The organism is Acinetobacter sp. M5A5_2a (assembly GCF_053345265.1).
The window spans coordinates 351,407-363,687 of the sequence record NZ_JBKEZV010000002.1; the positions used below are offsets into that span (position 1 = coordinate 351,407).

Here is a 12,281-nt window from a genome sequence, read left to right on the forward strand (position 1 = left end):
ATTTAAATTCAAAATCATGTTATGTTTAAAATATAAATTATTTAAACAATCCAATTTTAGGATAGTCTAACAAAAGAGGCATCTGTACTTAGGAGCCCTTACTTATTATGAAAATTCGTTTAATCACTCATCCCATACATAAAACAAAACAGGTGATAATCGATTTCATCCACAATAATCACATCATTAACTGGACGCCATTACAAAAAAGCGCACTCATGCTCACACTTAGCTTTGTAATGAATTTTAGTTGGATTTTATGGAAAGGTTATATTTTAATTACGCCAAGTGTTTGGCAATGGACAAATTTACCTCTCGTTGAGTCGCAAATCTGGTTACATCTATTCACCTTATTTGTATTAGTCTTAGTAATTATTCCTTGCTACCTCTACAAAAACCAAGAATGGGCTCAAAAAGTAATTCCATTTATTAGCGTGCAATTCTTTGCACTCATGCTATGCCACGATGGATATTTAATTGGCAGCATTAGCCCTGCAACCATGGTTGGCTATGTCGGTACCATTGGTGTGGGACTCGTGTTATTCGACCGAAAAATTGTTTATAGCGCCCTGATACCTGCCACCATTATTTTAGCGGTATGTACTTATTTAAGTATGAGAGGTACTTTACCTTATGCGCCGTTATTTAATCTTATTGATATGCAACGTGCTCAAACTAACCCCTTTTGGTTAGGGAGTATGGCATTTTTTATTATGCCCATTTTATTGGCTTGTTTTATTTTATTTGAAATATTACTCACCCAATGGCGTCAGCGCGAAACTTATATTCAACGCCTAAGCCAACTCGACCCATTAACCAATGTATTAAACAGGCGTAGTTTAAATACTCATTTGGAGTCAATGCATCAACAGCAATTTGATTATGCGGTCGTACTTCTTGATATCGACCACTTTAAAAAAATTAATGATATATACGGACATCATCAAGGAGATCAGGTCTTAATTGAAATTGCTCAATGTCTGTCAAAAAACTTGCGTAGTGAAGATATTATTGGTCGATTTGGTGGAGAGGAATTTATTTTATTACTCCCCCATACCGATATTATTCAAGCAGAAAAAATTGCTGAGCGCTGCCGCCATGCTCTAGAAGAACTGCCAGTTTTTAGTACTCAAAATAATCCCATTCATATTAGTGCAAGTTTTGGAATAAGTAGTTCAGCATTTGCAAAGGATCCATATCTTGTTATTCGGCAGGCAGACCAAGTGCTTTATGCCGTAAAAGCCTCAGGACGTAATCAGGTACGTACATTTCATCAGACTGAGGCTGTTAATACGCTATGATTCTTTTAGTTTTGCCAAACTAGCGAGCTGCTGTAAAAGTTCTTGCTGGCTAAAGGCACCAGTTAAACGCAACGCACGAATTTCTTTTTGCTCTGGGCTTAAGAATAAATAGGTCGGTGGCCCTAAAATGTTCCATTGTTTGAGTAGAGCCTCATGCGACTGATCATAATGGCTCAAATCAAGCTTAATTAAATAATATGGCGCAAGAGCAGATTGAACCTCGGGTGCTTTTAAAATACGGTGTTCAATCGGTTGGCAGGCAACACACCAGTCTGCATAAACATCAACTACAATAGCCCGATCAGCGGGAGCAGCCGCTAAAATTTTCTGAAAATCTGCTGCTGTAGTTGCAATATGCCACTCGGCCATATGGTCAGAACTTTGCAAATTTCGATTATGAATATGTTGATACTGGTTATAGGCTACAAAAGGTGTAACGATTAACAATAAAATCGCATAGAGCCATTGTAGCTGCCCTTTTTTCCAGAAAAACTGATAAACAGCATAAGCGATAAAAGCGAGTCCTAATACTAAACTAAGTACTTGCATGCCCCAATCAGGCAATAAAGGACGAATAAAGTAAAGGCTTAAACCCAACATGAGGAAAGCAAAAATCACTTTAATCTGATGCATCCAGTCACCAGCTTTAGGTAAAAATTTTGCACCTAATATGCTCGCGAGTAATAAGGGAATCCCCATCCCAAATCCCAAACAAAACAGAAGCAAAGCTCCTTGCCATTGGTTTTGTGTTTGAGAAATAAATAATAATGTTCCAGCCAGAGGTGCAGTCATACAAGGACCCACCAAGAGCGCAGAAACCACACCCATGACGCCAGCACCAATCAAAGTGCCGCCTTGTTGCATGGACTGAATGCGGTCAAGTCGGTTTAACCATGTTTGCGGCAAACGAAGTTCAAACAAGCCAAATAGGTTCAGAGCAAATACTATAAACAGCAAACTAAAAGCAATTAAAGTCGCAGGCTGTTGTAACCAGCGTTGGAAATTTAAGCCTGCCGAAGAAGCAATTAAACCCAAGCCTGCATAAACTAATGCCATACTACAGACAAAAGTAAGTGCAATCACCCAAGCTTTTAAACCTTTATGCTCTCGAATAATCAACGAAGTTAAAATAGGAAGCATCGGTAAAGAACATGGCGTAAATGCGAGCAGCATGCCTAAACCTAGAAATAATAAAATCCCATACCAAAGTGAGTGTTCAATTAACTTCGCTGACCAGATCTGATCTTGTGCAATTTGTGGTGTAGTTGTATCAACAGCCGTTTGTGTACTCTGCTCTTTTTCTAAAGTTTCTGAAGAAGCGTCTGCTTGTGTATTTGCTAAATCCAGTAATCTTTTTGGCGCTGTTCCTGCTTGGTTCTGCACACCCACTAAACCATCTGCATCGGTTTGAAACTCAATGGTTTGCGGCGGGTAACAAATACGGTCTTTGGCGCAGCCCTGCCAAGTCACACTATAGTGTTCTGAAGGCTTTGTCTTAATTTTAAAATTAACTTGATGATAATAAACCTGACTTTGCCCATAATTTTCATCATGTTGAGCAATTGCTTTAGGTAACTTTAAAGCTAAAGGTTGAGTACCTTGTTGTACGGTAAATTTATGCTGATATAGATAGTAATTTGGCTGAATCTGCCAAGATAAACTCGCAGTATGCGGCTCAGAAGATTCAACCGAAAATGAAAAAGCTTGTTCGGGTGACAGTAACTTATCTTGCGCAGAAACCAACTGGCTAAATACACAAACAATAACTGCTAGAAAATAAAGAATTCCCTGATGTATAAGCTTTTTCATTAACATAAATTTAAATTGCTTTGATTAGAACAAGAATGCCACGCCTAAGCCACCGTTATAGCTCTTGTCTTGACCGTTCAAATCGACTCCTATGCTTGCATCGAGCTGAGTACGATTATTGACTGCATAAACTAAACCTGTGCCTAGACCATATTCATAGTCTTGGCTTTCAGCCTTACGGTAAATAAACTCAGAATATCCTGAAAGTTTACCTGCGATTTTATAATCAATCGTTGGGATTGCTGTTACAGCCCAATCACTATTTTGCACTTCATAACGCATGGTAATTGAAGTACCCACTAAATCACTATATTCGTAAGCTACCGCAGAGGTAAGGCTATAAATGTCGTCATGTGCCGTAAATTCATCATTTCCGGTTGCAATGACGGCCTCAGCCAACACCGCCATAGACAATCTGTCATCTTTTAAATCAATCGCTTTTTTTAAACCGATGCTTACGTCACCAAAACCTGAATTGTCAGTTTTTTTACCCGCACGTTTGGTTTGAGTCCATGCTGGACCCTGCCATCCTAACTGTAATTCTAAGTCACGACCCAAACCTGTACGGAACAACATATCCTCATTTACAGTTACAGTCTTTTCTTTAACACCATCAACAGTCGACTCTGTATAAGTTGCGCTAGGTAAACCTTGCTCCCAAGCCAAATTCCCTACAGGGGTAATACCCGTCCCCATTCCTGCCCCTGGGCGGTCAAACGAGAACTCTGCGGCAAAAGTACTTCCTGCAGCAACAGTGGTGAGAGCAAAAGTTAAAATTTGTACTATTTTCATTTTAATATCCAATCAAGCAGTTAATTCTTTTGTCATTTTAGCCCCATGACGGCGCAATAATTCTAATGTTTCACGCTCTTCTTCAAGCGATTCTGACCAATCTATTTCATCAAATTCACAATCAAAGAACAACTGACTGATTGAAGATAAAATAGTGAGTCCTTCTTCATCACGTGAGTTTGGATCAACTTTTTCATCGAGTAAACGTTGGACAGCTGGAGCACATGCCGAGCTTGCAGCATCCCATAACGGACCGTAAAACTCTTCTGCATCCCAAAGATGTACATTGGCTTTAGCCTGAATCAAAGCTTCAAGAATATCGAGGTAAACTTGCAACGCTTGTTGCTTTTCTTCTTTTGATAATGGTGTACCTGCTTCATAAGCTTCCGATACATTTTCCCACCATTTAAAAATTCCGTCACAGATCATTGATACAGGTGGCCCCTGTTCCGGATCAATAAAGTTCGGATCAAGTCCTTCAGCAAGTAATTTTTGCACTTGCGCGAGTTCTAATTCTTCTATGGCTTTAATTAAAGCTTGCTGCTGGGTGGTTAACATGACCATCTCTCAAAAATATATTAGGGCTATTATGCCTAATCTCTTCTCCAGATTTTAGAGGTTGATTGCATTGCATTGCAAACCTAATGTTGTGAATAGTTCTATTTTCATCAGATATAAAAAAAGCCCCGAAGGGCTTTTTACCGTTTTCAATTAAACTTCATCATCAATGAATTCTGGTTGCCCACCTCTCGGGTGTTCTTTTTTCTCAAAAGTATGTTCGAGGCTACGTTTTAATTTTTCAATTGCACCATGAATTGAAGCATCAATATTTCCTGCTTTATGGTGCACTGCAACTGGTTTCAAACCTGAAGGACGTGCTTCAATCATACAGTGGATGTCTTTGTCACCACTTTTGTCCCCATTTTCATCACTAAAATGAACCGAGAAATGCGTAATACGTTCGCTATGACGTTGGAATTCTTGAGTAAGTTCTGCACGTACATAAGTAATTAAACGTTCGCTATTATGGATGTTTTTATCTGTGCGGATTTCTATATTCATAAATACCATCCTCTCTTTCTTACTGTGGATCTTTTCTATGCAAAACTTTTTTATGTTGGCATGTTTTAAGCATGCATGAACTGACTTCAATTGTACATTTTGATGGTGTAATGGTTTGTTATCTCCTGACTTAAACGTACTGCTTTTAATTTATTTTGAAGATCTTCATATCTTCAATATCAGTCCATCTATAAAAATATGCAAGCTGATTTTTTAAATATTTATGAAAAATTGAACAAAAGGAGAGCAATCGTGACCGAATCTTATCTATCTGGTGCCGAGCTCATTGAGCAAATTCAGAAGTCTCCTTATTCACGTGATTTACTCGGTTATCACGGACAGCCCCCACAGGTTAAATGGCCTAATAATGCCAAGGTTGCTGTGCAATTTGTGCTTAATTATGAAGAAGGTGGCGAAAAACATATTGAGCACGGCGATGAGGGTTCGGAACAGTTTTTATCAGAGATTATTGGTGCTGCAAGCTACCCAGCTAAACACATGTCGATGGACTCTATGTACGAATATGGTTCACGTGCTGGATTTTGGCGCATTCATAGTGAGTTTGAACGGCGCAAGCTTCCAATGACCATTTTTGGAGTTGCAATGGCGCTTGCCCGCAATCCCTATATTGTGGAAGCCATTAAGCAAGCTGATTATGATGTAGTGTCTCATGGCTATCGCTGGCTTCACTATCAAGATACCGATATTGAAGTAGAAAAACAGCACATGGAACAGGCCCTATCTGTTTTAGAAAACTTGTTTGAAAATAAAGTGATAGGTTGGTACACCGGACGTGACAGCCCCAATACGCGTCAGTTACTTGCAGAGTTCCCACAAATACAATATGACTCTGATTATTATGGTGATGACCTGCCTTTTTGGACCACACTTACCGATGCTGCGGGTGCATCCCGCCCTCATTTAATTATTCCTTATACTTTAGAATGTAACGACATGAAGTTCTGTTCACCGGGTGGATTTAATAATTCAGAACAGTTTTTTCAATATTTAAAAGATAGTTTTGATGTGCTGTACGCAGAAGGTGAAACTGCACCAAAAATGATGTCAATTGGAATGCATTGCCGTATTTTAGGGCATCCGGGTCGTTTTAAAGCCTTACAAAAATTTCTCGACTACATTCAAATGCACGATCGCGTATGGGTATGCCGTCGTCAGGATATTGCTGAACATTGGTATAAAAATCACATAACTGAATAATTGATTTTTAACTTTTTAAATTCTTCCACTGTTCATTAACAGCTATTGGCACTGTTATTGCTAAAACTCTATATCACGACAATGAGTTTAGGAATAACAGTGTTTTTAGCCGAGTTTAATCAAGCCCCACCCGAACAACTCAAGACTTTGTTAAAAAACTGTGTCCACATTCCAACATGGGCCGAAAAAATCATCTTAGAACGGCCTTATTCATCAAAAACATCTCTTTTGGAATATGCAGAAAATTTAAATCAAATGTGGTCATGGCAAGAGATAGAAGCAGCTTTAGCAACTCACCCAAAAATTGGTGAACGGCAGGCAAAAAAGCAACTCAATGCAAAAGAGCAATATTTTTCAAATCAAGAACAAGCCAGCATTTCTTTAGATGAACAAACGCAGCAAGCTCTGCTGCAAGGTAATCTCGATTATGAACAAAAGTTTGGCTTTATTTTTTTAATTAAAGCAGCGGGCCTCAGTAGCGATGAGATTTTAAAAAAGCTACATGAACGTTTACAACATGACTTAGCTATCGAAAAAATAATTGTACATGAGCAACTCGCAGCGATTGCCCTCTTACGTCTATCTCAGGAAATACAAGCATGATCAGCACTCATATTTTAGATACGAATTTAGGCAAACCAGCTGCACACGTAGAAGTGAAGTTGTTTCATGCAGAAACCCATGAACTGATTGCGACCGCAACCACGAACCAAGATGGGCGTGTGAGTGATTTTGGAATAAAAGAGTTTACAGAGGGTGCTTATCAACTTGAGTTCGAAATCGCCCCTTATTTTTCATTGCAGCAAGTCAAAACTTTTTTCCCGCGTGTTTGCATTCAATTTTTTATAGAAGACATTAATCAGCATTACCACATTCCCTTACTGATTAGCCCGTTTGCTTACTCCACTTATCGTGGTAGCTAACTCAAATATAACGAGGAGAAAAATATGAACCATCGGCAAAAGAATGCGATTTCTCCAGAGCATGAATATTTAGGAATATCCAAAAGTTTTGCTTACGGGTTACAGCACGTGCTTACCATGTATGGTGGCATTGTTGCACCGCCCCTTATTATTGGAACAGCGGCTGGATTAAGCTCAGCACAAGTCGGAATGCTAATTGCAGCTGCACTATTTGTAGGTGGATTGGCAACACTGATTCAAACAATTGGGACCAAATATCTAGGTGCAAAATTACCTTTAGTTCAGGGCGTGTCTTTTGCAGGTGTTGCAACCATGGTCGCAATTATCACCACGGGCGGTGGCTTACCTGCTGTATACGGTGCGGTCATTGCTGCGTCTCTGATTGGCCTATGTCTTGCGCCTTATTTTTCTAAAATTATTCGATTTTTTCCACCTGTTGTAACGGGATGCGTCATCACAATTATTGGTTTATCTCTATTACCCGTTGCGATTCGCTGGATGATGGGTGGTAACAATAAAGCACCCGACTGGGGTAGCGTAGAAAATATCTCTTTGGCCTTGCTGGCCTTAGGCATTGTGATTGTTTTAAATATGCTGCCGCAAGCAAGCATTCGTCGCTTATCGATTTTATTGGCTATTGTTGCTGGTACTGCCCTCGCCTACTTTATGGGCTTTGGTGATTTTAGTCAGGTAAGCTCAGGCGCATGGCTGCAATTTCCACACTTATTTGCATTTGGCTTACCGACTTTCGAGCTCAGCGCAATCTTGTCAATGTTGATTGTGACTTTAGTCATTATGACGGAAACCACAGCCGATATTATTGCTGTCGGAGACATTGTAGGAACTGAAGTAGATGCTAAACGTATCGCCAATGGTGTCCGTGCAGATATGTTTTCAAGTGCTTTCGCCCCTATCTTTGGTTCGTTTATGCAAAGTGCTTTTGCCCAAAATGTTGGACTGGTTGCGATTACAGGTATAAAAAGCCGCTTCGTAGTAGCAGCAGGCGGTGTGATTCTGATTACTTTGGGTCTACTCCCTATTATGGGTCGTTTGATTGCCGCGATTCCAATGCCCGTACTTGGTGGTGCAGGTTTGGTCTTATTTGGATCGGTTGCAGCAAGTGGAATTCGCACTTTGGCAAAAATAGATTATAACGATCAGAAAAATTTAATTATTGTCGCGACCGCTTTATCGGCAGGGATGATCCCAATTATTAACCATGAATTTTATGCTCATTTCCCAATTTGGGTACAAACTTTGTTCCATTCGGGCATTAGTTCAACTTGTATCTTTGCTATCTTGTTGAATTTATTATTTAATCATTTACCTATATTTCGCAGCTCGCGTACCCCTCATTTAAGCCAAACAATAAATACCAGAAATACACATTAAAGATTTAGTTTTTAGCGCCCCACTTCGGTGGGCCTTTTTTTAACCGTTGATCAAATTTGGCTTCATTTTTGCTTAAGACACTGTATCCTTAGCGTGCTTTATTTGGGGGGAGATCATTTAAATGCAATTAAAGCAACTTGCGGCGACTTGTGCCTTGTTATCTGCAACTGCCATGGTTCAGGCAAAACCAATCTGGCAAGATTTTAGCGTGACTGGACTTTATGGTGAAAACTATGAAGTTGTAGATGACAAAGAAACCACCCTTACTTTGGAATATGCAGCGAAAGTTAAATACGCTGATGTATTTTTCTTTATGGACCGTATGCGTGGTGAAAATGACCACAAGAGTACTTACTTCGAGTTATCACCACGTTTAAGCTTAGGTGAAATATCAGGTAAAAAACTGGCGTATGGCCCAATCAAAGATGTGTTAATTAGTACCACTTGGGAAGGCAATAGTGAAGACGGCAACAACTTCGATAATTTCCTTTATGGTTTTGCTGTCGACTTAAATATCCCATATTTCCAATATGCGAATTTAAACTTCTACCGTGCAAATAATGAGAACACTGATGACGATTATCAAATGACGTTCGTTTATGGTATTCCATTTAAAATCGCATCTGAAGATTTCTTGGTAGATGGTTTCCTTGACTGGTCAACTGCTGAAGGCGACCATGCCAGCGAGTTAAACTGGACAACACAATGGAAATGGAATGTTGGTAAACACATTTCTCCTGATACACGTCTATACCTAGGTATCGAGCACTCTGTGTGGAATAACAAATTTGGCCTTCAAGGACGAGACGAAAACAACGTCAGTGCATTGGTTAAATACCACTTCTAAAATTATGATTTAGAAGCTTGAAACAGCAAGGTGAAGTCCTTGCTGTTTTTGTTTTAATCGAGTGGATTACCCACAATATTGCTAATAATCCCCTGCATAATATGTCCACCTTGTTCACGGCGTAATTCTGCATACCACGCTTGAGTAACGCTTTCATCTTTCATATGGGTCACATCACAACGTTTACGCGCACGAAGTACTAACTCATTGGCACGTTCATTACGTTTGTTTTGATAGCGACGTAAAGCGTCTTCGACACCTAAAGTATTAATTTGCAAAGAACGCGCTAAATAAATCGCATCTTCCATGGCTTGGCAGCCACCTTGCCCAATATCAGGTGTGGTGCTGTGCGCAGCATCACCTAAAATCACCACGCGACCTTTATAAAACTGGGTGAACGGCTCAATATCATGTATTTCTACCCGATTGGTCTTTTGCGGGTCTAAACGTTCAATGAGCTGCTGTACTGGTAAACACCAATCAGCAAAATATTGTTTTAAAAGTTTTTTATATTCATCTCGATTATTTTCTAAACCTGCTGGTAAAGGCACATCTAAAAAGAAATAGAATTTCCCATCTGCAACCGGCATCAGAGAAGCACGCTTACCTTCGCCCACATAAGTTGTCCATTGCTGTGCTGGAGCTAAGTCTTCAGATATTTCAACCAAACCATTCCAATTCACATAACCCGCATAACGGCGCTGTACTTGCTGGCCCAACACATAGGCCCGTGTAATTGAGTGAGTACCATCTGCCCCAATTACTAAATCAGCTTGTGTTGAGTTACCATCAGCAAAATGCACCTCAACAAAATCAGCCTTGTCATCAAGACTGACCATTTTTTTGCCTAAATAAATTTGATCTCGGCCAAACTCATCCATCAGCATATTTTGTAAATCTGAGCGTGCAACTGGGTAAGGCCGTTGACCTACTTCTTCAATTAATGGCAATAAACTGAATTGTGTCATCACGTCTCCAGTTAAACCATCTACGTAGGCCAAGTCGTCCATTTGTCCACCAAGTTTGGCGATTTTCTCGGTTAATCCAAGATAGTTCAAACATTTTACGCCATTTGACCACAATGAAATGGCAGCACCCACAGGAAGAATCTTCTCTGTTTGCTCATAAATACGAACTTGATGACCAAATTTCTTTAATGCAATGCCTGTGGTTAGACCTCCCATTCCCGCACCAATAATCACCACATTCATAACACTCTCCTATAGATATTCACCTATAGGGTGCTTATGCTAAAAACATGCCATCGTTCAAAATTTATTTAGCTTTTCCACAAAACTGGCATGCACCATGCTTATATATTTACGTGTAAAACTCGTCTTAACATGCTCAGTGTTAGGGCAGTTTTAAATGAAAAATCATGTTTTTAACAAGAAATACGGATACTCCATTATGGCAACACTGCACGCTCCAGCTTTTGAACTTCCTGAAATTTTGAATACGAAAACCAATTTGGCAGATGCCCGAATTGGTGCACAAGTCATTGAGTGTTCAGATGATTTCTTTGCAGAAGCAAAGCGTATGCTGCAATTTGATGCACCTATTTTTGTTGAAGATAAATTCGATGATAACGGCAAATGGATGGACGGTTGGGAAACGCGTCGTAAGCGTCATGCGGGCTATGACTGGTGCATTGTAAAACTAGGTGTAAGTGGGAAAATCAGTGCACTTGATATCGATACCAGCTTTTTTACAGGAAATTATCCCGCTTCTGCATCATTAGAAGCTTGTTATGCACCAAATGGTGACCTTACAGGGGCAAAATGGGAGAGTCTTTTAGGAAATACTGAACTAGGCCCAAGCCAGCATCATATTTTTATGGTCAATAATGATGCACTTTTCACTCATATACGCCTCAATATTTTCCCAGATGGTGGTATTGCCCGTTTACGTGTCTATGGTGATGTTCATATTCAGGTGACTGATAGCGAGCAAACACTCGATTTATTAGCCCTCGAAAATGGTGGCCGCGTAGTTGCCTATAGCGATGCCCATTTTGGACATCCGCGCAATTTGATTAATCCCGGCCGTGGCATCAACATGGGCGATGGATGGGAAACCAAACGCCGCCGAGCACCAGGTTATGACTGGTGTATTCTTGCTCTAGGTAAAGGCGGGAAAATTGATAAGCTTGAAATTGATACAGCTCACTTTAAAGGTAATTTCCCTGCCCAAGTATCCATTCAGGCGGTTTACCTTGAAAATGCAACCGATGCACAATTAATTCCACAGAGTATGTTCTGGGCTTATTTACTTGAAGCTCAACCTATGCAAATGGACCATATTCATGAATATGTGAATGAGATTTTACAGCATGAAAAAATCTCTCATATTCGTATCAACATGATTCCAGATGGCGGCATTAGCCGTGTACGTTTATGGGGGAAAATTGCCCAGTCATGATCATGAATAATGTCCAAATTCAGCCTTTAACCATTGAGAGCTTTCAGCCATTCGGAGAAGTCATTTGTTGTGACGGGCATGACTTTTTCCATATTAATGATGCACACACCGAGCGATACCACGCGCTCGTTGAAACAGAAATTGAAGGTGAAGCAAAAGCAGGAATCAGTATTTTCCGTAATATTAAGACCAGCGTTTTACCTCTGGAAATTTCAATGCTAGAGCGTCATCCGAAAGGCTCTCAGGCATTTATTCCATTACAACAGCAAAAGTTCTTAATTATTGTGGCACCTGCTTTGGACGAGAATACTCCCGATATTTCAAAATTATGCGCATTCGTTTCAAATGGAAAACAAAGCATAAATTATCGGGCAGGTACATGGCATCATCCTTTGCTGACCTTTGAAGCACCGAGTGATTTTGCAGTAGTGGATCGAATTGGAGGCGGAGCGAATTGTGATGTTTTTCAATTTCCACACGCTATAAAAATTACTGTCTAAAATAAAATATACAGAT

13 protein-coding genes are annotated in these 12,281 nt (G+C 39.9%); 8 read left to right on the forward strand and 5 right to left on the reverse strand.

From position 1 onward, the window contains the following. Positions 1-107: 107 nt before the first annotated feature. A complete protein-coding gene (locus tag ACLBWE_RS04025; protein WP_447601310.1) occupies positions 108-1,301 on the forward strand; it encodes a GGDEF domain-containing protein in 1,194 nt (397 codons plus the stop codon). Here the strand turns inward: ACLBWE_RS04025 and dsbD are convergent. The 4 genes from dsbD to ACLBWE_RS04045 form a co-directional block, all read right to left on the reverse strand. Then, complete coding sequence (dsbD, locus tag ACLBWE_RS04030) at positions 1,296-3,116, reverse strand: protein-disulfide reductase DsbD (protein ID WP_447601312.1); 1,821 nt, start codon at positions 3,114-3,116, stop codon at positions 1,296-1,298. The genes ACLBWE_RS04025 and dsbD overlap by 6 nt on opposite strands. Positions 3,117-3,134: 18 nt before the next feature. After that, entirely contained in the window at positions 3,135-3,902 is a 768-nt protein-coding gene (locus ACLBWE_RS04035) for a transporter (protein WP_348948485.1), read from the reverse strand. A 12-nt stretch (positions 3,903-3,914) separates the two neighbouring features. Then, positions 3,915-4,460: an ankyrin repeat domain-containing protein gene (locus ACLBWE_RS04040; RefSeq protein WP_151744176.1), complete on the reverse strand. Its 546-nt coding sequence runs from the start codon at positions 4,458-4,460 to the stop codon at positions 3,915-3,917. A 153-nt stretch (positions 4,461-4,613) separates the two neighbouring features. After that, a complete protein-coding gene (locus ACLBWE_RS04045) occupies positions 4,614-4,964 on the reverse strand; it encodes an HPF/RaiA family ribosome-associated protein (RefSeq protein WP_004640014.1) in 351 nt (116 codons plus the stop codon). Between the two features lie 252 nt (positions 4,965-5,216). Here ACLBWE_RS04045 and puuE point away from each other — a divergent pair, with 252 nt between their 5' ends. From puuE to ACLBWE_RS04070, 5 genes are all read left to right on the forward strand, one after another. Continuing rightward, positions 5,217-6,182 carry an allantoinase PuuE gene (puuE, locus tag ACLBWE_RS04050; protein ID WP_447601316.1) on the forward strand — a complete coding sequence of 322 codons (966 nt, stop codon included), beginning with the start codon at positions 5,217-5,219 and terminating at the stop codon, positions 6,180-6,182. A gap of 99 nt (positions 6,183-6,281) precedes the next feature. Then, positions 6,282-6,785 (forward strand): 2-oxo-4-hydroxy-4-carboxy-5-ureidoimidazoline decarboxylase, encoded by a 504-nt coding sequence (uraD, locus tag ACLBWE_RS04055; RefSeq protein ID WP_447601318.1) that lies wholly within the window; start codon positions 6,282-6,284, stop codon positions 6,783-6,785. Continuing rightward, positions 6,782-7,105: a hydroxyisourate hydrolase gene (uraH, locus tag ACLBWE_RS04060; RefSeq protein WP_447601320.1), complete on the forward strand. Its 324-nt coding sequence runs from the start codon at positions 6,782-6,784 to the stop codon at positions 7,103-7,105. The genes uraD and uraH overlap by 4 nt, the downstream gene beginning before the upstream one ends. A gap of 24 nt (positions 7,106-7,129) precedes the next feature. Further along, a complete protein-coding gene (locus ACLBWE_RS04065; protein ID WP_447601322.1) occupies positions 7,130-8,497 on the forward strand; it encodes a nucleobase:cation symporter-2 family protein in 1,368 nt (455 codons plus the stop codon). Positions 8,498-8,618: 121 nt separating this feature from the next. Beyond that, on the forward strand, positions 8,619-9,344 hold the full coding sequence (locus tag ACLBWE_RS04070) for an outer membrane protein OmpK (RefSeq protein ID WP_004640025.1): 726 nt from the start codon (positions 8,619-8,621) through the stop codon (positions 9,342-9,344). 53 nt (positions 9,345-9,397) lie between these two features. Here the strand turns inward: ACLBWE_RS04070 and hpxO are convergent, their stop codons facing one another. Beyond that, positions 9,398-10,555, reverse strand: a complete 1,158-nt coding sequence (gene hpxO / locus ACLBWE_RS04075; RefSeq protein WP_004640027.1) for an FAD-dependent urate hydroxylase HpxO — start codon at positions 10,553-10,555, stop codon at positions 9,398-9,400. Between the two features lie 199 nt (positions 10,556-10,754). On the opposite strand from hpxO, the gene alc reads away from it, so the two are divergent. Together alc and ACLBWE_RS04085 are read left to right on the forward strand one after the other, a co-directional pair. Continuing rightward, the gene (alc, locus tag ACLBWE_RS04080; protein WP_004640028.1) at positions 10,755-11,765 is read left to right on the forward strand and encodes an allantoicase; all 1,011 of its coding nucleotides are present in this window, start codon (positions 10,755-10,757) and stop codon (positions 11,763-11,765) included. After that, complete coding sequence (locus ACLBWE_RS04085) at positions 11,762-12,265, forward strand: ureidoglycolate lyase (protein WP_004640030.1); 504 nt, start codon at positions 11,762-11,764, stop codon at positions 12,263-12,265. The genes alc and ACLBWE_RS04085 overlap by 4 nt, the downstream gene beginning before the upstream one ends. The last annotated feature ends 16 nt before the right edge of the window (positions 12,266-12,281 follow it).